Annotated in this window: 28 protein-coding genes and 1 riboswitch; of the genes, 7 read left to right on the top strand and 21 right to left on the bottom strand. The window is 64.3% G+C overall.

From position 1 onward, the window contains the following. Positions 1-16: 16 nt before the first annotated feature. Positions 17-616 carry a 5-formyltetrahydrofolate cyclo-ligase gene (locus QM685_RS30255; protein WP_415122379.1) on the top strand — a complete coding sequence of 200 codons (600 nt, stop codon included), beginning with the start codon at positions 17-19 and terminating at the stop codon, positions 614-616. Positions 617-689: 73 nt separating this feature from the next. On the opposite strand, the gene QM685_RS30250 is transcribed toward QM685_RS30255, so the two are convergent. Then, complete coding sequence (locus tag QM685_RS30250; RefSeq protein WP_415122377.1) at positions 690-1,202, bottom strand: winged helix DNA-binding protein; 513 nt, start codon at positions 1,200-1,202, stop codon at positions 690-692. A gap of 211 nt (positions 1,203-1,413) precedes the next feature. On the opposite strand from QM685_RS30250, the gene pxpB reads away from it, so the two are divergent. The 5 genes from pxpB (at position 1,414) to QM685_RS30225 (ending at position 6,078) form a co-directional block, all read left to right on the top strand. Continuing rightward, complete coding sequence (gene pxpB, locus QM685_RS30245; protein ID WP_415122375.1) at positions 1,414-2,067, top strand: 5-oxoprolinase subunit PxpB; 654 nt, start codon at positions 1,414-1,416, stop codon at positions 2,065-2,067. After that, a complete protein-coding gene (locus QM685_RS30240) occupies positions 2,064-3,116 on the top strand; it encodes a biotin-dependent carboxyltransferase family protein (RefSeq protein ID WP_415122373.1) in 1,053 nt (350 codons plus the stop codon). The genes pxpB and QM685_RS30240 overlap by 4 nt, the downstream gene beginning before the upstream one ends. A 19-nt stretch (positions 3,117-3,135) precedes the next feature. Continuing rightward, positions 3,136-3,888, top strand: a complete 753-nt coding sequence (gene pxpA, locus QM685_RS30235; RefSeq protein WP_415122371.1) for a 5-oxoprolinase subunit PxpA — start codon at positions 3,136-3,138, stop codon at positions 3,886-3,888. Positions 3,889-4,330: 442 nt separating this feature from the next. Beyond that, the gene (locus tag QM685_RS30230; RefSeq protein ID WP_415122369.1) at positions 4,331-5,125 is read left to right on the top strand and encodes a DUF969 domain-containing protein; all 795 of its coding nucleotides are present in this window, start codon (positions 4,331-4,333) and stop codon (positions 5,123-5,125) included. After that, the gene (locus tag QM685_RS30225) at positions 5,122-6,078 is read left to right on the top strand and encodes a DUF979 domain-containing protein (protein ID WP_415122367.1); all 957 of its coding nucleotides are present in this window, start codon (positions 5,122-5,124) and stop codon (positions 6,076-6,078) included. The genes QM685_RS30230 and QM685_RS30225 overlap by 4 nt, the downstream gene beginning before the upstream one ends. A gap of 77 nt (positions 6,079-6,155) precedes the next feature. On the opposite strand, the gene QM685_RS30220 is transcribed toward QM685_RS30225, so the two are convergent. The 20 genes from QM685_RS30220 to QM685_RS30125 all read right to left on the bottom strand — a co-directional run bounded on the left by QM685_RS30220 (position 6,156) and on the right by QM685_RS30125 (position 23,339). After that, complete coding sequence (locus QM685_RS30220) at positions 6,156-6,434, bottom strand: hypothetical protein (RefSeq protein ID WP_415122365.1); 279 nt, start codon at positions 6,432-6,434, stop codon at positions 6,156-6,158. 125 nt (positions 6,435-6,559) lie between these two features. Beyond that, positions 6,560-6,841 carry a hypothetical protein gene (locus QM685_RS30215; RefSeq protein WP_415122363.1) on the bottom strand — a complete coding sequence of 94 codons (282 nt, stop codon included), beginning with the start codon at positions 6,839-6,841 and terminating at the stop codon, positions 6,560-6,562. Positions 6,842-6,966: 125 nt separating this feature from the next. Then, positions 6,967-7,245 carry a hypothetical protein gene (locus QM685_RS30210; RefSeq protein WP_415122361.1) on the bottom strand — a complete coding sequence of 93 codons (279 nt, stop codon included), beginning with the start codon at positions 7,243-7,245 and terminating at the stop codon, positions 6,967-6,969. Positions 7,246-7,427: 182 nt separating this feature from the next. Further along, positions 7,428-7,706: a hypothetical protein gene (locus QM685_RS30205; RefSeq protein ID WP_415122359.1), complete on the bottom strand. Its 279-nt coding sequence runs from the start codon at positions 7,704-7,706 to the stop codon at positions 7,428-7,430. Continuing rightward, complete coding sequence (locus QM685_RS30200; RefSeq protein WP_415122357.1) at positions 7,703-8,185, bottom strand: DUF2778 domain-containing protein; 483 nt, start codon at positions 8,183-8,185, stop codon at positions 7,703-7,705. Before QM685_RS30200 ends, QM685_RS30205 begins: the two co-directional genes overlap by 4 nt. A gap of 4 nt (positions 8,186-8,189) precedes the next feature. Next, positions 8,190-8,666 (bottom strand): Hcp family type VI secretion system effector, encoded by a 477-nt coding sequence (locus QM685_RS30195; protein ID WP_415122355.1) that lies wholly within the window; start codon positions 8,664-8,666, stop codon positions 8,190-8,192. Between the two features lie 743 nt (positions 8,667-9,409). Next, entirely contained in the window at positions 9,410-10,570 is a 1,161-nt protein-coding gene (locus tag QM685_RS30190; RefSeq protein WP_415122353.1) for a TraB/GumN family protein, read from the bottom strand. Continuing rightward, positions 10,563-11,582 carry a peptide ABC transporter ATP-binding protein gene (locus QM685_RS30185; RefSeq protein WP_415122351.1) on the bottom strand — a complete coding sequence of 340 codons (1,020 nt, stop codon included), beginning with the start codon at positions 11,580-11,582 and terminating at the stop codon, positions 10,563-10,565. The genes QM685_RS30190 and QM685_RS30185 overlap by 8 nt, the downstream gene beginning before the upstream one ends. After that, the gene (locus QM685_RS30180) at positions 11,579-12,583 is read right to left on the bottom strand and encodes an ABC transporter ATP-binding protein (protein ID WP_415122349.1); all 1,005 of its coding nucleotides are present in this window, start codon (positions 12,581-12,583) and stop codon (positions 11,579-11,581) included. Before QM685_RS30180 ends, QM685_RS30185 begins: the two co-directional genes overlap by 4 nt. A 2-nt stretch (positions 12,584-12,585) precedes the next feature. Continuing rightward, positions 12,586-13,503: an ABC transporter permease subunit gene (locus tag QM685_RS30175; RefSeq protein ID WP_415122347.1), complete on the bottom strand. Its 918-nt coding sequence runs from the start codon at positions 13,501-13,503 to the stop codon at positions 12,586-12,588. Positions 13,504-13,510: 7 nt separating this feature from the next. Continuing rightward, a complete protein-coding gene (locus QM685_RS30170; protein WP_415122345.1) occupies positions 13,511-14,521 on the bottom strand; it encodes an ABC transporter permease subunit in 1,011 nt (336 codons plus the stop codon). Positions 14,522-14,676: 155 nt separating this feature from the next. Further along, positions 14,677-16,308: an ABC transporter substrate-binding protein gene (locus QM685_RS30165; protein WP_415122343.1), complete on the bottom strand. Its 1,632-nt coding sequence runs from the start codon at positions 16,306-16,308 to the stop codon at positions 14,677-14,679. A 206-nt stretch (positions 16,309-16,514) separates the two neighbouring features. Next, positions 16,515-18,173: an ABC transporter substrate-binding protein gene (locus tag QM685_RS30160; RefSeq protein WP_415122341.1), complete on the bottom strand. Its 1,659-nt coding sequence runs from the start codon at positions 18,171-18,173 to the stop codon at positions 16,515-16,517. A 138-nt stretch (positions 18,174-18,311) separates the two neighbouring features. Beyond that, positions 18,312-18,683, bottom strand: a complete 372-nt coding sequence (locus QM685_RS30155) for a type II toxin-antitoxin system VapC family toxin (protein ID WP_415122339.1) — start codon at positions 18,681-18,683, stop codon at positions 18,312-18,314. Then, a complete protein-coding gene (locus QM685_RS30150; RefSeq protein ID WP_415122337.1) occupies positions 18,680-18,877 on the bottom strand; it encodes a type II toxin-antitoxin system VapB family antitoxin in 198 nt (65 codons plus the stop codon). The genes QM685_RS30155 and QM685_RS30150 overlap by 4 nt, the downstream gene beginning before the upstream one ends. A gap of 161 nt (positions 18,878-19,038) precedes the next feature. Continuing rightward, the gene (gene metF, locus QM685_RS30145) at positions 19,039-19,869 is read right to left on the bottom strand and encodes a methylenetetrahydrofolate reductase [NAD(P)H] (RefSeq protein WP_415122497.1); all 831 of its coding nucleotides are present in this window, start codon (positions 19,867-19,869) and stop codon (positions 19,039-19,041) included. Positions 19,870-19,880: 11 nt separating this feature from the next. Continuing rightward, positions 19,881-20,234, bottom strand: coding sequence for a phage holin family protein (locus QM685_RS30140; RefSeq protein WP_233832590.1), 354 nt, complete (start codon positions 20,232-20,234; stop codon positions 19,881-19,883). Between the two features lie 179 nt (positions 20,235-20,413). Continuing rightward, positions 20,414-21,832, bottom strand: a complete 1,419-nt coding sequence (gene ahcY, locus QM685_RS30135) for an adenosylhomocysteinase (protein ID WP_415122335.1) — start codon at positions 21,830-21,832, stop codon at positions 20,414-20,416. 33 nt (positions 21,833-21,865) lie between these two features. After that, positions 21,866-22,000: riboswitch (S-adenosyl-L-homocysteine riboswitch) on the bottom strand. 116 nt (positions 22,001-22,116) lie between these two features. After that, positions 22,117-22,851, bottom strand: a complete 735-nt coding sequence (locus QM685_RS30130) for an LrgB family protein (protein WP_415122333.1) — start codon at positions 22,849-22,851, stop codon at positions 22,117-22,119. After that, a complete protein-coding gene (locus QM685_RS30125) occupies positions 22,848-23,339 on the bottom strand; it encodes a CidA/LrgA family protein (RefSeq protein WP_415122331.1) in 492 nt (163 codons plus the stop codon). Before QM685_RS30125 ends, QM685_RS30130 begins: the two co-directional genes overlap by 4 nt. Positions 23,340-23,453: 114 nt before the next feature. Between QM685_RS30125 and QM685_RS30120 the strand changes: the two genes are divergently transcribed. Continuing rightward, positions 23,454-24,404: a LysR substrate-binding domain-containing protein gene (locus QM685_RS30120; RefSeq protein ID WP_415122329.1), complete on the top strand. Its 951-nt coding sequence runs from the start codon at positions 23,454-23,456 to the stop codon at positions 24,402-24,404.

The following is a 24,404-nucleotide window of genomic DNA, read 5'->3' as shown; positions in this document are numbered from 1 at the left end:
GTTTCTGGAGCGCAAATTGGACCCAAGCATAGCATGCAACCCTGTCCCGATAACGAAAAAGGCGTTGCGCCAGAGACTACTGGAAGCCCGTCTGCAAGCGGCTTCCGAGCCGGCGAAGAATGCCGCGCTCGGGCGTCGCGTGCTCGACGCGCTGAAGCACTACGCGGTGGACAGCGTGGGGTTCTACTGGCCGCTCGCGGGTGAGTTCGACGCGCGCGGCGCGCTCGCCATCTGGCTCGCGGCCGATGCGCGTCACGAAGCCAGTCTGCCGATCGTCAAGGAACGTGGCACGCCGCTCGAGTTTCACGCGTGGACACCCGACACGCCGATGAAAACCGGTCATCACGACATTGCCGAGCCGACTTCCGGGCGCGTCGTGCTACCCGAACTGCTGTTCGTGCCCTGCGTCGGTTTCGACGACGACGGCTATCGCCTCGGCTACGGCGGCGGCTACTACGACCGCACGCTGGCCGGCTGGCCAGCTCAGAAAAAGCCGATCACAGTCGGTATCGCGTACGAAGCGTGCCGCACGCAGGCGCTGCGGCGCGAGGCGCACGACATTGCGCTGGATCTGATCGTCACCGAAGCGGGCTTTCATCCGGCGTTGCCGGACTGAACGCGAACCGCGGCGGCGTGAGTCACGCGCGCCGCGGTTCGCTAGTGTTATCGCGCCGTCACAATCGCGCCAATCACAAGGACGCCGCCGCCCGCGCCGCCGTGTCGTACAACCCGGACGCATTGCGCATCAACTGCGCGGCCTCGCCGATCTGCTCGTTGGTCAGCCCGCTTTCCCGGAGCGTCGTAATCAGACAGCTCTCGCGCACCTCGCGATACTTCAGACACAGCTCGCGACCCGCCTCGGTCGCCGAAAAGAACACTTCCTTGCCGGTCTTTTCGCTTTTTACATACCCTCTAGCTACGAGCTTCTTCAGCGCATAAGTCGCGACGTGCGTGTCCTCGATGTTCAGCACGAAGCAGATATCCGCCAGCTTCTTGCGGCGCTCGCGGTGGCTCACGTGGTGCAGCAGCGACACCTCGATGGCGGTCATGTCCTTGTCGCCGGCCGCCGACATGCAGCGCACCATCCAGCGGTTGAACGCATTGCTCGCCATGATCAGCGCGTACTCGAGCTCGGACAGTTCCGCGCTGGTCTCGGAGACGAGATGTTCGGACGAAACGATCTTGGTGGGATGGCGCGCCATACGGGATTCCGGGAATGGGGTGGAAAAGTGTCGAAAGTGTACGACGGCCGTCTGTCCCCGATGAACTCGGCAAAAACGCTTATTGATAAATCATCGACATTTTATTGATAATGTATTCTCCTATCGTCGCCAACCCCGTGCCGCCGCTCATGTGCCAACACGTCACGCCGTCCGCCGGTGCCCCTTCCGACTCGACCAGGGCCGTCCAGCCATGAGCCAACCCCGCATTTTTCCGCTCGGCGATGCCGCGCTCGTCTGCGAAGCGCCGCCGCCCGCCACGCTGGAATGCCAGCGGCGCGTGTGGGCCGCGGCCGTTGCCGCGCGCGACTGGCCGCACGTGCTCGAGGTCGTGCCCGGCATGAACAATCTGACGCTCGTGCTGGATCCGCTCGAGGCCGACCCCGACGCGCTCGCCGGACAACTGCTCGCGGCCTGGAACGCGGCGGCCGGCATGGACGCGCCCAGCCGCGACGTCGAGATTCCGGTGCAGTACGGCGGCAAGTTCGGCCCCGACCTGCAAACGGTCGCCGGGCACACGGGGCTCAGCGTGCGCGAAGTCGTCGAGCGTCATGCGGGCGGTGACTACGTGGTGTTCTTCCTCGGCTTCCAGCCGGGCTTCGCGTATATGGGCGGACTCGAAGCCGCGCTGCACACGCCGCGCCGCGCGTCGCCGCGCCTGGAAGTGCCGGCGGGGTCGGTCGGCATCGGCGGCGAGCAGACCGGCATCTATCCGGCGGCGTCGCCGGGCGGCTGGCAACTGATCGGCCGCACCGAGGTGCCGCTCTTCGACCCGGCGCGCCGCCCGCCCACGCTGCTGCAGCCGGGCGACCGGGTGCGCTTCACGATCGCGGGGATGCACGCATGATCGACGTGATCCGCGCGGGTCTTCTGACCACGATCCAGGACCTCGGCCGCCACGGCTACCGGCATCTCGGCGTCGCGATGGGCGGCGCGCTCGACCGGCTGTCGCTCGAAGTCGGCAACCGGCTGGTGGGCAACCGGCCCGACGCGGCCGGCCTCGAAATCACCTTCGGCCCGACCGCGCTGCGCTTTCTGCGCGCGACGCGCGTCGCGATCACCGGCACCGAATTCGGCGCGACGCTCGACGGCAAGCCGGTCTATTCATGGTGGAGCCTGCCCGTGCAGGCCGGCCAGGAACTCGTGCTGAACGCGGCGAAGCGCGGCATGCGCGGCTACGTGTGCGTCGCGGGCGGCATCGATGTGCTGCCGTTGCTCGGTTCGCGCAGCACCGACCTCGCCGGCCATTTCGGCGGACTCGGCGGCCGCGCGCTCGTCGATGGCGACCGCCTGCCGGTCGGCGCGCCGCCGCAGCGCGGCCATCCCGGCTTCACGCCCGAGGCGCCGGAATTCGGCGTGAAGGCGCCCGCGTGGTGCAAGTTCGTGCTGGTTCACGAGCCGCAGCGGCGCGGCCGTCATCCGTCGGGCGTGCCGTGGGCGGTGCCGATCCGCGTGCTGCGCGGGCCCGAATACGACAGTTTCACCGAGGCCGCGCAGCAGTCGTTCTGGTCCGACGAGTGGCTCGTCACGCCGAACAGCAACCGGATGGGCTACCGCCTCGCCGGCACGGAGCTGCAACGCACGCACCAAGCCGACCTGCTGTCGCACGCCGTATTGCCGGGCACGATCCAGGTGCCGCCGAACGGCCAGCCGATCGTGCTGATGAGCGACGCGCAGACCACCGGCGGCTATCCGAAGATCGGCGCGGTCATCCAGGCCGATCTGTGGAAGCTCGCGCAGGTGCGCCTGAACGCGGCCGTGCGCTTCATCCCGGCGACGCCTTACGAGGCGCGCCAGGCTTTGCTGGAAGAACGCGTGTATCTGCGGCAGATCGACGCCGCGATCGCGATGCATGAAGAGCGCTGCGCGCGCCGCCAGGCGATCGCGGCGCAGTAACACCGTAAAAGGAATCTCCATGGAAATCGATCTGAACGCCGACCTCGGCGAAGGCTGCGGCTCCGACGAGGCGCTGCTCGACCTCGTCAGCTCGGCCAATATCGCGTGCGGCTGGCACGCGGGCGGCCCCAACGCGATGCGCGACTGCGTGCGCTGGGCGGTACAGAAAGGCGTCGCGATCGGCGCGCATCCGAGCTTCAACGATCCGGACAATTTCGGCCGCAAGGAGATGGACCTGCCGGCCGCCGAAATCTACGCGGGCGTGCTGTACCAGCTCGGCGCGCTGTCGGCGATCGCGCAGGCCGAGGGCGGCCGCATCGCGCACGTGAAGCCGCACGGCGCGCTGTACAACCAGGCCGCGCGCGACAGCGCGATTGCGGACGCGATCGTGTCGGCGGTGCACGACTTCGATCCGTCGGTGGCGATATTCGCGCTCGCCAGCAGCGGGCTCGTGAGCGCCGCGCGCAACGCCGGCCTGACCGCGATCGAGGAAGTATTCGCCGATCGCGGTTATCGCGCCGACGGCTCGCTCGTGCCGCGCAAGGAGCCGGGCGCGCTGCTCGACGACGAGGACGAAGTGCTCGAGCGCACGCTCGCGATGATCCGCGAACAACGCGTGCGCGCCGTCGATGGCCAGTGGGTGCCGCTGAACGCGCAGACCATCTGCCTGCACGGCGACGGCCCGCATGCGCTCGCGTTCGCGCGACGCATCCGCGGCGCGCTGGAAGCGGCCGGCATCGAGGTGCATGCGGCGAGTTCGGCGCGCGCTTGAACGGTGAGTTTGAGTGGTGCGCTTGAACGGTCCATCGGAGCGATGAATTCAGCGCCGAACTTGAGCAATCAATTTTGAGCGTGGAGTATGAGCATCGCCCGCGCGATGTTCCAGGTACTCCCGACCGCGCACGCCGCCTCGCCTGAACGCGCGTGATTGATCCGGCGCCCCGCTGCCGCGCGGGGCGCTCGTCCATGCGCGCCGGGCGGCAAGCCAGCAGCAGCGTTACAAGTCGAACCGAAGCCGGTCCGCAAGCAAAGCCCTTCGCGGCCTGCGCCGCAAAACCGTGGTCTGCAGGCATGCATGGATAGACGCAGTACCAGCCAGCGCGGCCGCAGAGCCGTGGCAGCAAGCCGGCGTGCCAACCCCACGCCGGTTCACGTCAGCCGCCATCCGCGGCGAAGTTAGAACCCCGGGTCAAAGCCCTGTTTGGAGACTCCTGATGCAGACAACCGTCAGTTTATGGCCGCTCATCGGTGTGGCCGTCATCATCGCCGGCTTTCTATTGCGGTTCAATCCGATGCTGATCGTGGCCGTCGCCGCGATCGTCACCGGTTTCGCCGCGCACTTCCCGCCTGAAAAAATCCTCGCGCTGATCGGTACCGGCTTCATCAAGACGCGCAATATCCCGCTGATCATTCTGCTGCCGCTCGCCGTGATCGGCCTGCTGGAGCGGCACGGCCTGCGCGAGCGCGCGCAGGCGTGGATCAGCGGCATCAAGGCGGCCACCGCCGGGCGGCTGCTGATCGTCTATCTGCTCGTGCGCGAGCTGACCGCCGCGGTCGGCCTGACCGGGCTGGGCGGCCATCCTCAGATGGTGCGTCCGCTGATCGCGCCGATGGCCGAAGGCGCAACCGAAAACCGCTTCGGCAAGATCGGCGACGCGGTGCGCTTCCGGCTGCGCGCGTTCTCGGCGGCGACCGACAACGTCGGCCTCTTCTTCGGCGAGGACGTTTTCGTCGCGTTCGGCGCGATCGTGCTGATGACGACCTTCCTGAAGGAAGCGGGCATCGTCGTCGAACCGATTCACGTCGCGGTGTGGGGCATTCCGACCGCGATCGGCGCGTTCATCGTGCATGGCTTCCGGCTCTGGCTGCTCGACCGCAAGCTCGAGCGCGAATTGCGCGGCAATGCGCCGGGCGGCAGCGCGGCGGCGTCGGCGCAGACGTCGACGTCGGCGTCGACGCCATCGCCCACCCAGTCGCAAGCGCCGCGCGCCACCGGAGACGAAGCATGACCTTCACGATCAACTATCTGTTCTGGCTGCTCGGCGTGGTGCTGCTGATCGTCGGCGGCATGATCGTCGCCGATCGCGAGCATCCGCGCCGCCTGACCGCGGGCGGCTTCTGGATTCTCTACGCGCTGATCTTCCTGATCGGCGACCGCCTGCCGCCCGCGGTGGTCGGCGTCGCGGTGATCCTGATGGCGCTGATCGCGGGCTCCGGCGGCGTGACCGCCGGCAAGCCGAAAACGCTGTCGCTCGAAGCGCGCAAGGCGAGCGCCGAGCGGCTGCGCAACAAGCTGTTCGTGCCCGCACTGACGATTCCGGTCGTCACCGTGATCGTCACGCTGGCGGCGAGCCACCTCGTGTTCGGCGGCGTGCCGCTGATCGAGAAGGCCAACGTCACGCTGATCGGCTTCGGCATCGGCTGCGTGATCGCGCTGGCGATCGCCTGCGTGATGACGCGCGACACGGTCGGCCAGTCGATGAAGGAAGCGCGCCGCCTCGTCGATGCGCTGTCGTGGGCAGCGGTGCTGCCGCAGATGCTCGGCATGCTCGGCCTCGTGTTCTCCGACGCGGGCGTCGGCAAGGCGGTCGCGCACGTCACCACGTCGTACATCAGCCTCGACTACCGCTTCATCGCGGTGGCCGTGTACTGCATCGGCATGGCGCTGTTCACGATGGTGATGGGCAACGGCTTTGCCGCGTTTCCGGTGATGACGGGCGGCGTCGGCGTGCCGATCCTCGTTGGCGTGTTTCACGGCAATCCGGCAGTGATGGCCGCGATCGGCATGTTCTCCGGCTACTGCGGCACGCTGATGACGCCGATGGCGGCCAATTTCAATATGGTGCCGGTTGCGCTGCTGGAATTGCCCGACAAGAATGCGGTGATCAAGGCGCAGATTCCGACCGCGCTGACGCTGCTGGTGATCAATATCTTTCTGTTGAATTTCATGATGTTTCTGTAGCGTTTTTGTGTTCCTTATCGGTGAGGCGCCGGCCGTCGTCGGCGACGCCTCACCGCCCGCGAGTTATTGATGTTGATTTAACGTCTGCGTGTACGACGTAAATGGCCGATGATCGTCCAGGATGCTACGGCGAACACCAGTGACAGGACGAAGCTCACCAGGTACAGCGTTCCGAAGACGATGTCCGAGTTGGTCTCGCTGCCGTGTGAATCCAGTGCCTTGAAAAGCGGGGCAAAGAACTCATAGCCCTCGCCGCTCGCAAACCATTCATCAACACCGGGCAAGCACATAATCCCGACTCCAACGGGGAGTGTCATCACCAGTGCGAACACGATGCAAAACAGCGCTTTTTTCATCGCACCTCCACCGTGCCGTCGTATCGGGTCTGCTCACGCGATGAAAACAGATGCAAGCGAAAGCTATTACATCGCATACTGTCTATGTATGAACGTTCAGTCATCAATGGCTCGATCATCGGGACTTAGCTACGGGACGTACGACGCAAACGGCCAACAACCGTCCAGCCTGCAACGGCCAGCGCCAGCGATACGACGAAACTGACAATGAGCACCGTTCCGACGATGATGTCCGAGCTGCTTTCACTGCCGTGGGAGCCCAGTGCCTTGAAAAGTGGGATAAAAAGAAACTCATAGGCTGCATCGCTCGCAAACCATTTAGCAACAATCGGGACGCGCATAATCCCGACTCCGACGGGCAGTGTCATCACCAGTGCGATCACGATACAAATCAGTGCCTTTTTCATCGCACCTCCACAGTGCCGCCGTATCGGGTCTGCTCACGCGATGAAAACAGATGCAAGCGAAAGCTATTGCATCGCATACTGTCTATGTATGAACGTTCAGTCATCAATGGCTCGATCATCGCGATTCAATGGCGGTCCGTACGACGTAAGCGGCTAACAACCGTCCAGGCCGCAACGGCGAACACCAGCGACACAATGAAGCCCACCAGGTACAGAATTCCGACGACGATGTCCGAGTGGCTTTCGCAGCCATTCGAACCCAGTGCTATGAAAAGCGGTTTCAGGAAGTCATAGCCCGCACCGCTGTCAAGCCATTCATACACGCCCGGTAAACGTGCGATCCCGACTGTGACGGGCACTGTCATCACCAGTGCGAGCAGGATGCAAATCAGCACTTTTTTCATTGCACCTCCACCGTGCCGTGATATCGGGGCACCGTTCCGGGGACGAACGCAAGTGGCTGTGCTCTCAGGTATGAGCTCAATGCCTTGAACTGCTCACGGGATGAACGCGGAAGTAAGCGAAGGTTATTGCGTCGCGTACTGTCTATGTAACGCCTAGTCATCAATGTCTCGATCATCGGGACTCAGTTACGGGACGTACGACGCAAACGGCCAACAACCGTCCAACCCGCAACGGCCAGCGCCAGCGATATGACGAAACTGACCAGGTACAGGGTTCCAAAGATGACGTCCGAGTGGCTTTCGCTTCCGTCCGCGCCTAGTGCATCGAAAAGCGGCGCAAAGAACTCGTAACCCTCGCCGCTCGAAAACCATTCGGCAACACCCGGGATATGCATAATCCCGACTCCGACGGGCAGTGTCATCAGCAGAGCGAGCACGATGCAAATCAGTGCCTTTTTCATTGCACCTGCACCGTGCCGTAGTATCGGGTCACCGTTCCGGGGACGAACGCAGGTGGCTGTGCTTTCAGGTATGAGCGCAATGCCTTGAATTGCTCACGGGAAGGAAGCGTAATACAACCGTCACTTTCCCCGGATCGTCCGACAGGATGTAAGCGAAAGTTGCTGCGTCGCACGCCGTCTATGAACGTCCAGTCGTCAATGCCTCCATCATCGCGATACAGGGCAAACCATTCCGTTCGATGCGTACTCGCCCCAATGTCTTTGATTGCATCCCGGAGCCAGCCAAGATGTCCGCCGCTTTCCCGGTCGACGATGTAATACATGCCTTCGGGAATAGCGCCCGCCTCCGCCACGTTCGTGGAATCCGGATCATTGATATACGACCCATGGCCCGAAAACGCCAAAACACTACCGAACCCCGGGCAAACCAGCATCGACGTTGCGCGCCGATTCAACGTGAAAGTACAGGACACTGGCATCTCACTAATCCTGCCTGTTCGCGCGAACGTCGATAAGGGCAGTGACCGTGCCGCTGCGTCCTCCCAGCCTGTTCTGCAAAATGTGCTCGTGCTTCATTCTTGCAAATGACAGACGCACCTGTTCGTGGCAACACTGGCCACCGCCAACAGGCTCGACATAAGAGACGATCACGTCGTACATCGTGATCCTTGCGTACTCGTGGGGAGTACCGCCGGCCTTGCGCATCGTGAGTTTCGCCTCGGAGATATGCTCGCCGGAGAAGCAGTATCTCGCCAGGTTCGGACTTGCCCGGTCCATCAGGTGAGTGAACTCGAGGTCGGAAACAGTCGCTTTTGCGACGCCGCCCCCTGAGCCGGTGTGCATTGCCGATTGCTGGGCAACCTGCCAGCGCCATCCGATTACATCAATTTCGTTGAGATGGGCCGCATCCTGCGATTCACCATCAATACCGTCGATCTTGATAAAGATATCCTGCGCCATCGTCGAGTCCTCCTCCTGTTAGTTGAATGAACGAAGCTAACAGCGCGAGGACGCAAAACAAACAGGACTATTCCGAGAATTACAAAGATCACTCAAATTTTTTTTAGCGACCGCACTCGCGACGTCCGCAACTCGTGGGGCGCTGCGACCGGACGACACCTGGCAAAAAAAACCCCACCGCCACCCTTCAGAAAGCCCCCCAATCTGCCGTACTCCAGGGCTGAGCCTGTGTGAAGTCCTTTCTTCAGGACGCAGATCATGCATAGCCCCATAAAAGGAGACGAAGTGCAGAAGTCCCATCTCACGATCCGGACCAGAATCCTGCTGATATCAGTTGCGCCGCGCTGACCTTTCTCGCCGGCCTCGCGGGCATCATCGGTTTATCGCTGTTGAGCGCGGATGCGGCGTCGGCCCGTCCGCTGTTCATGGCGCTGATCGTCACGGCGTGGCTCGGCACCGTGATCGCGGCGGCGTCGGAAGAGCCGCGCCGCGGCATCGAGCGGGTCAATCAGGCTGTCAATCAGATGGACGAAGTCACGCAGCAGAACGCGGCGCTCGTCGAGCAGGCAGCGGCGGCCGCGCAGTCGCTGGAAGAGCAGGCGGCAAGCTCGCCAGTGTCGTGTCGACGTTCAAGGCGGGCAGCGTGGAATCGTCCGCGTCATGGACCGGCGCACCGCAAATCCCGAAGAAGCGCGCCGACGCCGACTGGCAGACCTTCTGATCCCGCCACGACACCTTCGGCCTCAAGCCGGCTCGACCACGAAGCCGTGCTGCCGCAACAGTTGCAGCACGCCTTTCGGCCCCCCCAGATGCAGCGCGCCGATCGCGACGAACAGCGGTTTGTTCGGCCCGGCGAACTGCAGCATCCGCGTGACGAAGCGGCGGTTGCGCTCGTAGAGGATGCGGTTGTCGATCGACGCGGAAACGCGCTTGTCACGCGCGAGCTTTTCCGATTTCGCGGCCTCCCATGCGGCGATCGCATCCGCATCGCCGACCCGCCACAGCCGATGCAGCGTGCGCACGTCCTCGACGTTCTGCGCGGGCGTCTGCACCAGATCCTGCGCGAGCATTTCGCGCTGCTGCGCGGCCGAGAGCCCGGTGAACGCACGCATCTGTTGCGCGAGCGTTTCGAGTCCGACGATCTTGCCACGCGTCTTCAGATACACGTTCTGCAATTGCGCTTCGGTGCCGTATTCGGTTTGCAGACCGGCGGAGAGCGAATCGTAGGTTTCGACCACGAGCGACGCGAGCCACGGCCGCATCTTCTTGATCGCGTCGAGCGCGGCCGGATTGCCGCGCAGACGCAGCGCGAGCTTGCGCCACAGCGGCTCGGGCAACAGGCCCGGCAGGCAGTTGTGCTTGCACACGCCGTACTTCGATACGTCGTCCTGCGACACGAGCAGTTCGTCGGGGGAGAGTTCGAGCGCCAGGGTCGGCGAGGCGGCCAGCGCGGCGAGAATCGGCGCGCGGAACGGTTGTCCGGCGGGATAGTCGACCGGATCGCCGACGTGCAGCGTGCCGAGCACGTAGATGGTGGTGGTGCCGCGCGTCGCGACATAGAACGGCATGCGCGCCGGCTGCTGGCGCACCGGGCCGCTGGCGGTGGTGCCCGGTGCCGCGGGCGGTGCAACGGACGGCGGCGGCGCGCCGGGTACCGCGACGGCCGGCCGGCCCGCCTGGGCCGGCGTATTTGCCGCGGCACCGGCCGCGTAAGCGCTGTCCACGCCGAGCGCGAACACGCCGGGCAACAACATGCCGATCAGCGCGCCAGTCAGCACGCGATATACGCCGGCGAGCGCGGCGCTTGCCGGCGCACGCACGCTTCTGCGCCGCGCGAACACGGCCGCGCGGGCGCCCTCACGCAAGCGGCGCGCAAGACGACGCGCCGCCCTCACATCAGGCATCCACGTCCCCCACCTCTTCGGCGCGGTGACACGAGACCTGACGGCCATCCACTTCACGCAGCTTCGGTTCCTCGCCGCGGCAACGTTCGATCACGTACGGGCAGCGCTGGTGGAACGTGCAGCCCGACGGCGGATTCAGCGGCGACGGCATCTCGCCTTGCAGCTTGATCTTGATCGTGCGGTCCGCCTCGAAGATCGATGGCGTGGCCGACATCAGCGCGCGCGTGTACGGATGACGCGGCTTCGAGAAGATGCGCTGCTTGTCGCCGAGCTCCGCGACGCCGCCGAAGTACATGACCATCACGTCGTCGGCGATGTGCTCGACCACCGACAAATTGTGCGAAATGAACACGTAGCTGGTCTTGAACTGATCCTGCAGATCCATGAACAGGTTCAGGATCTGCGCCTGGATCGATACGTCGAGCGCGGACACCGGTTCGTCGGCGACGACGATCTGCGGATCGAGAATCATCGCGCGCGCGATCGCGACACGCTGGCGCTGACCGCCGGAAAACATGTGCGGATAGCGCTTCGCATGCTCGGGCCGCAGGCCGACCGTGCGCATCATCTGCGCGATCCGTTCGGCGCGTTCGGTGGCGGACAGCGCCGTGTTGATCGCGAGCGGCTCGCCGAGCGTCTGCTCGACGGTCTTGCGCGGATTGAGCGACGCGAACGGGTTCTGGAACACCATCTGCACGCGCCGCCGGAGCGCCGCGATCTTCTCGTGATTCGCGCCGGCCACATCCTCGCCATCGATCAGCAGACGCCCAGCGCTGGGCGTTTCGATCATCGTCAGTTGACGCGCGAGCGTCGACTTGCCGCAACCGGACTCGCCGACCACCGCGAGCGTCTTGCCGCGCTCGAGCGCGAACGACACGCCGTTCAGCGCCTTCACCGTGCCCTGCGCGAACATGCCGCGCTTGACCGTGTAGTAGCGCGCCAACTGCTCGGCGACCAGTACGTAATCGCCCGCGTGATCCGAGCGGCGCGGCGTTTCGGGTACTGCGTTCATCGGGCGCCTCCTTGCGGGTGAACGTTGGCGTCCTTGCCGGGGTTCAGCGGCTTGATGCAGCGCACGCGCGTGACTTCCGCGTGGCCTGGCAGCGGCGCGAGCGCCGGACGCGCCTTCATGCAGTCGTCGACGACGTACTTGCAGCGCGGCGCGAACAGGCACCCTTTGGGCCGGTCGTCGCGGCCCGGCACCATGCCCGGCAACGCCGCGAGCCGCACCGCGCCCACGTTGTGCTCGGGAATCGCGGCGAGCAGCGCTTCCGTGTACGGATGATGAGGCGCCGCGAAGATGTCGGGCACGCGGTTGGTTTCGATCACCTCGCCAGCGTACATGACCGCGACGCGCTGCGCGACTTCCGAGACCACGGCCAGATCGTGCGAAATCAGCACGAGCGCCATGCCGCGTTCCTTCTGCAGGCGCATCAGCAGCTCCATGATCTGCGCCTGGATCGTCACGTCGAGCGCGGTGGTCGGCTCGTCGGCGATCAGCAGCTTCGGGTTGCAGGCGATCGCCATCGCGATCATCACGCGCTGGTTCATGCCGCCCGACATCTGATGCGGAAACGCGCCGATGCGGTTCTTCGCGTCCGGAATGCCGACCTGGTCGAGCAGTTCGAGCGCGCGTCTGTCGAGCGCGCCGCCGCGCAGGCCTTCGTGCAACTTCAGCACTTCCTTGATCTGATAGCCGACCGTGTAGCTCGGATTCAGGCTCGTCAGCGCGTCCTGGAACACCATCGCGATGTCCTTGCCGATGATCCTGCGGCGTTCCTTCGCGGAGGCGTTCAGCAGGTTCTTGCCATTGAACGTGACTTCGTCGGCGCTGACTTTGCCCGGCGCGTCGATCAGGCCCATCAGCGCCATCATCGTCACGCTCTTTCCGGAGCCCGATTCACCGACCACGCCGAGCACTTCGCCCGGCGCGAGGTCGAGATTGATACGGTCGACGGCCGGCAGGCCGCTGAAGTTGACCGCGAGATTACGGATGGTCAATAAATTGTTCATGTTCAGGCCATCCGTTTCAGTTTGGGATCGAGCGCGTCGCGCAGCCCGTCGCCGAGCAGGTTGATCGCGAGCACCGAAATCAGGATGGACAGGCCCGGCATCGTGACGATCCACCATGCGCTGTCGATGTAATCGCGCGCCGACGCGAGCATCGCGCCCCACTCCGCCGACGGCGGCTGCACGCCGAGACCGAGAAAGCCGAGCGCGGCCGCATCGAGAATCGCCGATGAAAAACCGAGCGTCGCCTGCACGATCAACGGCGCCGTGCAGTTCGGCAGCACCTGCGAGAACATCAGGCGCAAGGTGCCCGCGCCCGCCACGCGCGAAGCCGTCACGTACTCCTTCTGCAGTTCGCCCTGCGCGGACGCGCGCGTCAGACGCACGTAGCCCGGCAGCGCGACGATCGCGATCGCGAGCATCGTGTTGATGAGGCCCGGGCCGATGATCGCGACCACCGCGACCGCGAGCAGCAGCGACGGCAGCGCGAGCAGCACGTCCATGATGCGCATGATCGGCGTGTCGGCCCATTTCTCGAAGAACGCGGCGATCAGCCCGAGCACGATGCCCGGAATCAGCGCGAGCACGACCGACACGAAGCCGATCCAGAACGACAGCCGCGCGCCGTACATCAGACGCGAGAGGATGTCGCGGCCCGCTTCGTCGGTGCCGAGAATGAACTTCCAGTTGCCGCCGTCGAGCCACGCGGGCGGGATCTTCACGAAGTCGCGGTACTGCTCGATCGGGCTGTGCGGCGCGATCAGCGGCGCGAAGATCGCGATGAAGACCAGCACCAGCACGACGATGCCGGCGCCGACCGCGCCGCGGTTGCGCGAGAAGTTCGCCCAGAATTCGCGAGCCGCGAGCGCGCGGCCGCTTGGCGGCGTGACGGATTGGGGGACTGTATTTTGTATGTCTGCCATGGTGGCGTTACCTCGTATGGCGGATGCGCGGGTTCAACACGCCGTACAACAGATCGACGACGAGGTTCACGACGATCACCAGCGTGGCGATCAGCAGAATGCCACCCTGCACGACCGGATAATCGCGCCGGCCGATCGCGTCGATTAGCCACTTGCCGATGCCCGGCCACGAGAACAGCGTTTCGGTCAACACCGCGCCCGCAAGCAGCGTGCCGACCTGCAGGCCGATCACGGTGACGACCGGAATCAGCGCATTGCGCAGCGCATGCACGACGATCACGCGCGCCGGCGACAAGCCCTTCGCTCGCGCGGTGCGGATGTAGTCCTCGCGCAGCACTTCGAGCATCGACGAGCGCGTCATGCGCGCGACGACCGCGAGCGGAATCGTGCCGAGCACGATAGCCGGCAGGATCAGATGGCTCAGCGCCGACTTGAACGCACCTTCGTCGGTGGACATCAGCGAGTCGATCAGCATGAAGCCGGTCACGTGCGGAATGTCGTATTCGACCGCGATGCGGCCCGACACCGGTGTCCAGCCGAGCTTGACCGAAAACACCATGATGAGGATCAAGCCCCACCAGAAGATCGGCATCGAGTAGCCGGTCAGCGCGGTGCCCATCACGCCGTGATCGACGACCGTGCCGCGCCGCAGCGCCGCGAACACGCCCGCGGGCAGACCGACGATCAGCGCGAACAGCATCGCGCAGATCGACAGTTCGACGGTGGCGGGAAAGCGTGCGAGGAATTCGCCCATCACGCTGGTATTGGTGATGATCGAGGTGCCGAGATCGCCGTGCAACGCGCGGCCGATGTAGTGGAAATACTGGATCGGCAGCGGCTCGTCGAGCCCGAGGCGGTGCATCGCGGCGGCATGCATCGCCGGATCGACGCCGCGCTCGCCCATCATCACTTCGATGGGGTCGCCCGGGATCAGGTGGATCAGCGCGAACGCGAGGATCGTGATGCCGATGAACGTCGGTATCACCATGCCGATGCGGCGCAAAACGAAGCGGAACATGTTCGCCCCTATGGTACTGGTGATGAAAAAACGCAACCGGCGACGAGGGCTCGTGACCCCGGTCGCCGGACCATTTCGACCAGTTTTCTAACCGTGCGAAAAGCGTACTGTACTGCGGCGTACTGTATTGCGGCGGACTGCGCGAACTTTACGAATTACTTGACGCTGACGCCGTCGAAGCGCACATAGCCGAGCGGTTCGATGCGCATGTCGACCACCTTCTTGCTGACCGGCTGGTAGACCGTCGAGTGGGCGATCGGCGAGAACGGCAGCTGCTGCGCGAAGATCTGCTGTGCGTCGCCGTAGATCTTCGTGCGCGCGGCGACGTCGGAGGTCGTGCGGCCCTTCTGGATCAGATCGTCGAACGGCTTGTAGCACCACTTCGAGAAGTTGTTGCCGTTGATCGCCTCGCAGCCGAGCAGCGTGCCGAGCCAGTTGTCCGGATCGCCGTTGTCGCCGGTCCAGCCGATCAGCATCGAATCATCCTCGCCCGCGTGCGCGCGCTTGATGTACTCGCCCCACTCGTACGTGACGATCTTCGCCTTCACGCCGATCTTCGCCCAGTCGGCCTGGATCATTTCCGCCATCAGGCGCGCGTTCGGGTTGTACGCGCGCTGCACCGGCATCGCCCACAGCGTGATCTCGAAGCCGTTCGGAAAGCCCGCCTTCGCGAGCAGATCCTTCGCCTTCGCCGAATCGTAAGGCGCGGCTTTCAGGCCCTTGAAGAACGACCACTGCGTCGGCGGCATCGGGTTCGTCGCCAGCTGGCCCGCGCCCTGGTAGACCGAGTCGATGATCGCCTTCTTGTTGATCGCCATGTCGAGCGCTTCACGCACTTCGACCTTGTCGAGCGGCTTGTGCGTCACGTTGTACGCGAGATAGCCGAGGTTGAAGCCCGGCTGCGACGGCATGTCGATGTTCGGCTCGGCCTTCAGCGGCGCGATATCGGCCGGGCGCGGATAGGTCATCACCTGGCATTCGTCGCGCTTGAGCTTCTGAACGCGCACGCCGGCATCCGGCGTGATCGAGAAGATCAGCTTCGAGATCTTCACCGCGTTCGGCTTCCAGTACTGCGGGTTGCCGTCGAAGCGGATCGTCGCGTCCTTCGTGTAGCTGCGGAAAATGAACGGGCCGGTGCCGACCGGGAACTGGTTGATGTCGGCGGCCTTGCCCGCCTTCAGCAGTTGATCCGCGTATTCGGCCGACAGGATCGATGCGTATTCCATCGCCAGATTCTGGATGAACGGCGCGTTGACTTCCTTCAGCGTGAACTTGACCGTGTACGGGTCGACTTTCTCGACGCTCGTAATCAGCTTGTCGAGGCCCATGTCGGTGAAGTACGGGAACTGCACCGGATACGCCTTGCGAAACGGCTGGTTCGGATCCAGCATGCGCTGGAACGTGAAGACGACGTCGTCCGCGTTGAATTCGCGGGTCGGCTTGAAGAACGACGTGGTCTGGAACTTCACGCCGTGACGCAGATGGAACGTGTAGGTCTTGCCATCCGGCGAGACCTCCCACTTCTCCGCGAGGCCCGGCTCGACTTTCGTGCCGCCGCGTTCGAATTCGACGAGGCGGTTATAGACGGTGAACGTGTTGGCCGTGAAGTCGACGCCCGTCGTGTATTGGGCCGGATCGAAACCCGCTGGACTGCCTTCTGAGCAGTAAACGAGTGTCTTGTTCGGAATCCCTTGCGCATGCGCGCCGGTCGCGCCGATCAGGGATGCCGCTGCGGCGGCGACGAGCGTGGTCCTACGCGCGACGCGCAACAGATTGTTTTGCTTCATGTTTCCTCCAGGTTCGGGGCCGGCTTGCGCCAGCGTAGCCGGATATTACTTGAGCTTGGCTCGCAGCACCAAGCGGAGGAAATTCCCGCTGTTGACTATCGGAAACACCCGCGGCAAGCGTCAAACCGCCCGCCGGCGCGGCCCGCACGGGCGGTTCGCGTCGACGGACGGGCGGCGCAAGCGCCGCAAAAACGCGCCGCCTGCGCTTATTTGAGTCCTACTCCCATGAATTGCGTCGGCCCGAACGGATCGATCTTGAAGCCCACCACGTTCTTGCTGATTGGCTGATACACGGTGGAATGCGCGATCGGCGTGAACGGCACCTGATCCTTGAAGATTTCCTGCGCCTGCGTGTAAGCCTTGGTGCGATCGGCCATGTTGGTCGTGCTGCGGCCCTGCTTGATCAGGTCGTCGTAAGGCTTGTAGCACCACTTCGAAAAGTTGCTGCCGTTGACCGCGTCGCAGCCGAGCAACACGCCGAGCCAGTTGTCCGGGTCGCCGTAATCGCCGGTCCATCCGATCAGCATCGCTTCGTGCTCGCCCGCATGCGCGCGGCGGATGTACTCGCCCCACTCGTACGTGCCGATCTTCACCTTGACACCGATCTTCGCCCAGTCGCTTTGCAGCATTTCCGCCATCAGGCGCGCGTTCGGGTTGTACGGCCGCTGCACCGGCATCGCCCACAAGGTCAGGTCAAAGCCGTCCGGATAGCCCGCCTCCTTGAGCAGCGCTTTCGCCTTGTCGACGTCGTACGGCGCGTCTTTCAGATTCTTGTCATAGCCCCATTGCGTCGGCGGCATCGGATTGGTCGCCGCCTGGCCCGCGCCCTGATAGACCGCCTCGATGATCGCCTTCTTGTTGACCGACATATCGAGCGCGCGGCGCACGAGCACGTTGTCGAGCGGCTTTTTCGTCGTGTTGTACGCGATATAGCCGAGGTTGAAGCCCACCTCGCTCGGCATCGCGAGCGACGAATCGGCCTTCACCGCGGCGATATCGGCGGGACGTGGATAGCTCATCACCTGGCATTCGCCGCGTTTCAGTTTTTGCAGGCGCACCGCCGGATCGACCGTGATCGCGAAAATGAGCTTGCCGACCTTCACGACACCCGGCTTCCAATAATCGGGATTGCCGTCGAAGCGGATCGTATCGTCCTTCGTATAGCTGCGGAAAATGAACGGACCGGTGCCGACCGGATACTGGTTGATGTCGGACGCCTTGCCCGCCTTCAGCAACTGGTCCGCATATTCAGCGGACAGGATCGACGCGAACGGCATCGCGATCTGTTGCAGGAACGGCGCGTCGACCTCCTTCAGCGTGAAGCGCACGGTGTACGGATCGATCTTCTCGATCTTCGCGATGTTCTTCGCGAGACCGAGATCGTTGAAGTACGGGAAATTGACCGGATACGCCTTGCGGAACGGATTCTCGGGATCGAGCATGCGCTCGTAGGTAAACACGACATCGTCCGCGTTGAATTCGCGCGTCGGCTTGAAGAACGACGTGGTCTGGAATTTGACGCCGTGGCGCAGGTGGAACGTGTAGGTGAGACCGTCCGGCGAGACGTCCCATTTCTCCGCAAGGCCCGGCTCGATGTCCGTGCTGCCATGCGCAAATTCGACGAGCCGGTTATAGACCGTGTACGAGCCGGCGCTGAACTCGACGCTGGTCGTGTATTGCGCGGTGTCGAAGCCGGCCGGGCTGCCCTCGGAGCAGAACACGAGCGTCTTGTCCGGCAGCGAAGCCGCCTGCGACGCGGCGGGCGCGAGACCGCTCACGGCCACCGCGAACGCGGCGAGAGCGGGAAGGCAGAACTGCTGAAGCGCGAGCAGCCGTTGTGCCGCGGTCTTTCCTGTCACTGTCATATCGTCCTCCGCACAGCAGCCGGGTTAGCTGCGCTTCGATCATAGACAGCACAAAAATGAGCTTCAACAGGGACTTACCACGCTATTTGAGGCGGATTCAGACCTGGGATCATCAGTAGCGCCGGGTTTTGGAATGGACTAGTGCAACAGGTCTGGCGTCAGCCCCAGGTCATCGACCGCTTTCGCCAATCGCTTGTCCCGCGTCCAAACAGTCGTTCCCGGCTGCAAGCGCGCGGAGGCCAGCAACGACGTGTCCACGTAGCCGATGCCACGGTTGAACAGCCCTTCGCGCTCGATGAGGAACAGCGTTTCCTCGGGCGTTGCGACAAGCGTGCCCGGCAAATCGCGCAATGCGCCGAGCACGGCCTCACGATTTCGCAGGCTGCCGAGTGCGATCTCGGCAATCACGAACGGGTGAACGAGCACCTGGCCGTCTGCCAGCAGACCGACCAGCACTGGATCGGACGCATTGATGTGGTCGATCCAGACGGACGTATCGACAAGGATCATTCCGCGTCCCGGCGACGACGCGGAGCGGCTTCGATACCGGGCTGGCTCCCGCCAAGGTTGATGAGCCGTTTGGCCGCTTCACGCTGGATCAGGGCTTTGAGCGCCTCGCGCACGAGTGCCGATTTTTCCTGGATACCCGTATAGGCCTGGGCTTTGGACAGCAAATCGTCATCAAGGGCGATCGTGGTTCGCATGGTCACTCCTGGCAGGTCATTCGACTGATAGGCACACATTTTGACATCGAATGATGCCGATAATGGTGGCAGCCATGCCGATCAGGCGGTGTGCTTCCTGGCCCGGATGGGTTCTTCACCCATTGCAGACCGCCCCCTCGTTCGACAGATCGAGCGCTGCTTTACACGCCCAGCCGTTCGCAGATCGACTTCGTCGCCGTCGCGGCGTTCAGCGTGTAGAAGTGCAGGCCCGGCACCTTCGCGTCGACGAGCCGCTGGCACAGGTCCGTCACGACATCGAGCCCGAACTCGCGGATCGACTCGCGGTCGTCGCCGAAGCTCTCCAGCCGGCGCGCGATCCAGCGCGGCACTTCGGCGCCGCACATCTCGGAGAAGCGCATCAGTTGCGAGAAGTTCGTGATCGGCATGATGCCGGGCACGATCGGCACGTCGACGCCGAGCCGGCGCGCATCGTCGACGAAACGGAAATACGCGTCCGCATTGAAGAAGTACTGCGTGATCGCCGAATTCGCGCCGGCCTTCACCTTGCGCGCGAAGTTCTCGAGATCGTGACGCGGCGAGCGCGCCTGCGGATGGTATTCCGGGTAGCCGGCCACCTCGATCCAGAACCAGTCGCCGAACTCGGCGCGGATGAAGCTGACGAGCTCCGACGCATAGCGCAGCTCGCCGACCGCGCCCATGCCGGACGGCAGATCGCCGCGCAGCGCGACGATATGGCGGATACCGTGCGCGCGGTACTCGTTAAGGATCGCGCGCAGGCTTTCCTTCGACGAGCCGACGCACGACAGATGCGGCGCCGCTTCGAGCCCTTCCTTCGCCATGTCGACGACGGTATCGAGCGTGCCTTGCTGCGTCGAGCCGCCGGCGCCGAAGGTGACGGACACGAACTTGGGTTTGAGCGGCACGAGTTGCGCGCGCGTCGCGCGCAGTTTGTCGACGCCTTCCTGCGTTTTCGGCGGGAAGAATTCGAATGAAAGTTCGATCGGATTCATATTCAGGGAGGTCAACCGAGGCTGCGGTTGCCGAAAATAAGCGCGGACAGCAGCCACGACACGATGCTGTACAGGATCGAGCCGAAGAACGCCGACCAGAAGCCCGACACCTCGAAGCCCTTCAACAGCGACGCGCACAGCCAGAAGCACAGCGCATTGACGACGAGGATGAAGAGGCCGAGCGTGAGGATCGTGACGGGCAGCGTGAGCAGGATCAGCACCGGGCGCAGCACCGTATTGATGAGGCCGAGCACGATCGCGACGATCAGCGCCGTGCCGAAGCTGCGAATATGGATCGACGGCACGAGGTAGGTGATGATCAGCAGCGCGAGCGCGTTGATGAGCCAGGTCAGCAGCACGGTCATGTAGAGAGCTCCTTGTAAGCACCTGCGGGGGCAGGCTGTCCATGTAACGAAAAGCGGCGCCGGCGAACAAAGCGGCGCATTGCGCGCCGCCCGTGATCAGACCGTCATGCCGCCGGCGCCGCCGCGCCCGCGAGCCCGGGTGCGGCGATGCGCACGGCAGGCTCGCGGCGGGCGCGAGCTTAGTAGCGGTAGTGGTTCGGCTTGAACGGACCGTTCTTGTCGACGCCGATGTAGCCGGCCTGTTCGTCCGACAGCACGGTCAGGTTCGCGCCGATGCGCGCCAGATGCAGACGCGCGACCTTCTCGTCGAGATGCTTCGGCAGCACGTACACCTTGTTCTGGTACTTCGCGCCCTGCGTGAACAGTTCGATCTGCGCGAGCGTCTGGTTCGTGAACGAGTTCGACATCACGAACGACGGGTGGCCGGTCGCGCAGCCGAGGTTCACGAGACGGCCTTCGGCCAGCAGGATCACGCGCTTGCCGTCCGGGAAAATGATGTGGTCGACTTGCGGCTTGATGTTTTCCCACTGGTACTGGCGGGTCGACGCGACGTCGATTTCCGAGTCGAAGTGGCCGATGTTGCAGACGATCGCGTTATGGCGCATCGCCTTCAGGTGGTCGTGGTTGAGCACGTGGTAGTTGCCGGTCGCGGTCACGAAGATGTCGGCCTTGTCGGCCGCGTATTCCATCGTCACGACGCGGTAGCCTTCCATCGCCGCCTGCAGCGCGCAGATCGGATCGATTTCGGTGACCCACACGGTCGCGCCCAGACCGCGCAGCGATTGCGCGCAACCCTTGCCCACGTCGCCGTAACCGGCGACGACCGCGATCTTGCCCGCGATCATCACGTCGGTCGCGCGCTTGATGCCGTCGACCAGCGACTCGCGGCAGCCGTACAGGTTGTCGAATTTCGACTTCGTGACCGAGTCGTTGACGTTGATCGCGGGGAACGGCAGACGGCCTTCCTTTTCCATCTGGTACAGACGGTGCACGCCGGTCGTGGTTTCCTCGGTGACGCCCTTGATGTGCGCGAGGCGCGTCGAGTACCACACCGGATCCGCGTCGAGGTGCTTCGCGATCGACTTGTACAGCGCGACTTCTTCCTCGTTGGTCGGTTTGGCGATCACCGAGCGGTCTTTTTCGGCCTTCGAACCGAGGATCAGCAGGAGCGTCGCGTCGCCGCCGTCGTCGAGAATCATGTTGGCGAACTCGCCGTTCGGCCATTCGAAGATGCGGTGCGAGAACTCCCAGTATTCGTCGAGCGATTCGCCCTTGAACGCGAACACCGGCGTGCCGGCCTGCGCGATCGCGGCAGCGGCATGGTCCTGGGTCGAGAAGATGTTGCAGGAGGCCCAGCGCACATCCGCGCCGAGCGCGGTCAACGTTTCGATCAGCACACCGGTCTGGATCGTCATGTGCAACGAGCCGGCAATGCGCGCGCCCTTCAGCGGCTGCTGCGCCTTGTACTCTTCACGCGTTTGCATGAGGCCGGGCATTTCGGTCTCGGCGATCGTGAGTTCCTTGCGGCCCCAGTCGGCGAGCGACATGTCGGCAACGACGTAATCCTGTTTTTGGGAATCGATGACTGCGGCGTTCATCACGCCCTCCTTTCTAAAAAATTGACTAGAAATGTGACGTGAGCGCGGTTTGATGCGGTGGATGGGAGCGCGCGACGCGCATCCCGGCCCTCCGATTGAAGCCTTCGAGCCTGGCAGGCGGCCGGCGAATAAGGATCCGCGGTACCCGTCGCAACGCTCCTCGAAGACGAACGGCGATTGTAGCAAATCGGGATGACGGCGTCGCGGGACGGGCGAGGCGCGCGAACGCATGACCAGCCGGGCACATCACGATAGTGCGTGGCCCGCGGAGACAGCCCCCGGCTTCAAATCGGCAACAGCCCCAGCATCGGCGCAAGCAGCACCATCGCGACGCCGGCGATCATCATCGTCAGGCTCGCGACCACGCCCTCCTCGCTGCCGAGTTCGCGCGCCTTCGCGGTGCCGACGCCGTGCGCGGCCGCGCCGAACAGCGCGCCGCGCGCGAGGCGCGTGCGCAGCGGCACGAACGCGAGCACGAATTCGCCGAACAGCATTCCGCAGACGCCCGTCGCGATCACGAACAGCGCGCTCAGATCCTTCGGCGCATGAATCCTGTCGCAGACCGCGAGCGCGAACGGCGTCGACACCGAGCGCGTCATCAGGCTGCGCTGCAATTCCGGCGACAGATGCAGCAGCTTCGCGAGCATCAGCGAGCCGCCGACCGCGACTACGATACCGACCGTCACGCCGACGGTGAGCGAAATCCAGTGGCGTTTCAGCAGCGCGCGGTACTCGTAGATCGGCACCGCGAACGCGACCGTCGCCGGACCGAGCAGCCACATCAGCCAGCGCGTGTCAGCGAAGTAGACCCGATACGGAATGTGCGCGAGCACGACGATTGCGACGAGCGCGGCGGGCACCGTCAGCATCGGCGTGAGCCACGGCGAGCGGACGCGCGCGTACAGCGCCTTCGACGCGACATACAGCGCGACCGTCAGCACGAGACAGCCGGCCGCGATCAGGCGCGACGCGTCGTCGGCAGGCAGCGACGCAAAGAGCGACGAATAGCGCGCGCTCATTGCCGGGCACGCGGAAGAGCGGCCGCGTTTCGCGCGACCAACACGCGCCGCAGCGCGAGACGCCGTTCGAGCCGCGCGGCCTGATCGACCGCGCAGGCCACCGCGACCATCACCATCAGCGTGCCCGCGATCACGACCAGCGCGAGGCGCCAGCCGTCCGCGCGGAACAGACCGCCGTATTGCACGGCGGCGACCGCGGCCGGGATAAAGAACAGCAGCATGTCGGACAGCAGCCAGTCGGCGCCGGCCTTGACCCAGCGCGGCGCGATGCCGCCGCTGAACAGCAGCGCGAGCAGCACGGCAAGACCGATCACGCCGCCCGGCACTGGCAGATGCAGCTTGCGCGCGGCGCAATCGGCGGCCATCCAGAGCGCGGCGATCGCGGCGCTCTGCACGACGATCCGCGCCACGCGGCCGAGGCCCGACGCGCCGCCCGCGCGGCCGGCAGCGGCGGACGTCGTTGAGCGAGTGAAACCCGGCGCGGCCATGACATTCCCTGAATGAGCTTCGAATGAAAGCCAGTATAGGGAGCGCCGCATCATAAACATAATGACTTACAATCATCCAGATCATTCCAATCTGGAATTCTGGAGAGCGGAATCATGGAACTCCGTGCGTTGCGCTATTTCGTCGAAGTGGTCCGTCAACAGAGCTTCACCGTCGCCGCCGAGCAGATGTTCGTCACGCAGCCGACCATCAGCAAGATGGTCAAATCGCTCGAGGACGAGATCGGCTCGCCGCTGCTGCTGCGCGACGGCCGGCAGATGGTGCTCACCGACGCCGGCCGGATCGTCTATCAGCGCGGCCAGGACGTGCTCGCCGCGCACGCGCGGTTGCAGGCGGAACTCGACGATCTCGACACGCTCGGGCGCGGCGAGCTGACGATCGGCATCCCGCCGATGGGCGGTGCGCTGTTCACGCCGGCGATCGCCGCGTTTCGCCAGCGCTATCCGAAGATCGAGCTGAAGCTGTTCGAACAGGGTTCGCGCGCGATCGAAGCGGCGCTGATCAATGGCGAACTCGAACTCGGCGGCGTGCTGCAGCCGGTCGATCCCGACAACATCGACGTGCTGCCGATGAGCCGCCAGTTGCTGTGGCTCGTCGCGCGTACCGGTTCACGTTGGGACGCGTTGAGCGAAGTGCCGCTCGCGCAGCTCGCGAACGAGCCGTTCGTGTTCTACGGCGAGAGCCTGGCGCTGAACGACGTCGTGCTGAACGCGTGCCGCGCGGCGGGTTTCGCGCCGGCAATCGTCGGGCGCAGCGGGCATTGGGATTTCATGGCGGCGCTGGTGCTGGCCGGCGTCGGCATCGCGCTATTGCCCGCGCCGTATTGCCGGCGGCTCGATCCCGCGCAGTTCACCTGTTTGCCGGTCGTCGAGCCGGAAATTCCGTGGGAAATGGCGATCGGCTGGCGCCGCAACGGCTATCTGTCGCATGCGGCGCGCGCGTGGCTCGACGTCGCGCGCGAGACGCTGCCGACCCAGGTCAGCGATGATTTCATGCTCGGGCCGGGAATTGGCTTCAACGGGATTGCGGCGCCGCAGGGCGAGTAG

The organism is Paraburkholderia sp., from assembly GCF_047605525.1.
In the GTDB taxonomy this organism is placed as follows: domain Bacteria; phylum Pseudomonadota; class Gammaproteobacteria; order Burkholderiales; family Burkholderiaceae; genus Paraburkholderia.
Note: the sequence above shows the minus strand (reverse complement) of the source record. Positions and strands in the feature narration are given on the sequence as shown.

Coding starts and splice junctions, on each gene's coding strand:
- QM685_RS30250 (WP_415122377.1), bottom strand. CDS start 1,202: ATGGCGCGCCATCCCACCAAGATCGTTTCGTCCGAACATCTCGTCTCC.
- pxpB (WP_415122375.1), top strand. CDS start 1,414: ATGAGCCAACCCCGCATTTTTCCGCTCGGCGATGCCGCGCTCGTCTGC.
- QM685_RS30240 (WP_415122373.1), top strand. CDS start 2,064: ATGATCGACGTGATCCGCGCGGGTCTTCTGACCACGATCCAGGACCTC.
- pxpA (WP_415122371.1), top strand. CDS start 3,136: ATGGAAATCGATCTGAACGCCGACCTCGGCGAAGGCTGCGGCTCCGAC.
- QM685_RS30230 (WP_415122369.1), top strand. CDS start 4,331: ATGCAGACAACCGTCAGTTTATGGCCGCTCATCGGTGTGGCCGTCATC.
- QM685_RS30225 (WP_415122367.1), top strand. CDS start 5,122: ATGACCTTCACGATCAACTATCTGTTCTGGCTGCTCGGCGTGGTGCTG.
- QM685_RS30220 (WP_415122365.1), bottom strand. CDS start 6,434: ATGAAAAAAGCGCTGTTTTGCATCGTGTTCGCACTGGTGATGACACTC.
- QM685_RS30215 (WP_415122363.1), bottom strand. CDS start 6,841: ATGAAAAAGGCACTGATTTGTATCGTGATCGCACTGGTGATGACACTG.
- QM685_RS30210 (WP_415122361.1), bottom strand. CDS start 7,245: ATGAAAAAAGTGCTGATTTGCATCCTGCTCGCACTGGTGATGACAGTG.
- QM685_RS30205 (WP_415122359.1), bottom strand. CDS start 7,706: ATGAAAAAGGCACTGATTTGCATCGTGCTCGCTCTGCTGATGACACTG.
- QM685_RS30200 (WP_415122357.1), bottom strand. CDS start 8,185: ATGCCAGTGTCCTGTACTTTCACGTTGAATCGGCGCGCAACGTCGATG.
- QM685_RS30195 (WP_415122355.1), bottom strand. CDS start 8,666: ATGGCGCAGGATATCTTTATCAAGATCGACGGTATTGATGGTGAATCG.
- QM685_RS30190 (WP_415122353.1), bottom strand. CDS start 10,570: ATGCCTGATGTGAGGGCGGCGCGTCGTCTTGCGCGCCGCTTGCGTGAG.
- QM685_RS30185 (WP_415122351.1), bottom strand. CDS start 11,582: ATGAACGCAGTACCCGAAACGCCGCGCCGCTCGGATCACGCGGGCGAT.
- QM685_RS30180 (WP_415122349.1), bottom strand. CDS start 12,583: ATGAACAATTTATTGACCATCCGTAATCTCGCGGTCAACTTCAGCGGC.
- QM685_RS30175 (WP_415122347.1), bottom strand. CDS start 13,503: ATGGCAGACATACAAAATACAGTCCCCCAATCCGTCACGCCGCCAAGC.
- QM685_RS30170 (WP_415122345.1), bottom strand. CDS start 14,521: ATGTTCCGCTTCGTTTTGCGCCGCATCGGCATGGTGATACCGACGTTC.
- QM685_RS30165 (WP_415122343.1), bottom strand. CDS start 16,308: ATGAAGCAAAACAATCTGTTGCGCGTCGCGCGTAGGACCACGCTCGTC.
- QM685_RS30160 (WP_415122341.1), bottom strand. CDS start 18,173: ATGACAGTGACAGGAAAGACCGCGGCACAACGGCTGCTCGCGCTTCAG.
- QM685_RS30155 (WP_415122339.1), bottom strand. CDS start 18,683: ATGATCCTTGTCGATACGTCCGTCTGGATCGACCACATCAATGCGTCC.
- QM685_RS30150 (WP_415122337.1), bottom strand. CDS start 18,877: ATGCGAACCACGATCGCCCTTGATGACGATTTGCTGTCCAAAGCCCAG.
- metF (WP_415122497.1), bottom strand. CDS start 19,869: ATGAATCCGATCGAACTTTCATTCGAATTCTTCCCGCCGAAAACGCAG.
- QM685_RS30140 (WP_233832590.1), bottom strand. CDS start 20,234: ATGACCGTGCTGCTGACCTGGCTCATCAACGCGCTCGCGCTGCTGATC.
- ahcY (WP_415122335.1), bottom strand. CDS start 21,832: ATGAACGCCGCAGTCATCGATTCCCAAAAACAGGATTACGTCGTTGCC.
- QM685_RS30130 (WP_415122333.1), bottom strand. CDS start 22,851: ATGAGCGCGCGCTATTCGTCGCTCTTTGCGTCGCTGCCTGCCGACGAC.
- QM685_RS30125 (WP_415122331.1), bottom strand. CDS start 23,339: ATGGCCGCGCCGGGTTTCACTCGCTCAACGACGTCCGCCGCTGCCGGC.
- QM685_RS30120 (WP_415122329.1), top strand. CDS start 23,454: ATGGAACTCCGTGCGTTGCGCTATTTCGTCGAAGTGGTCCGTCAACAG.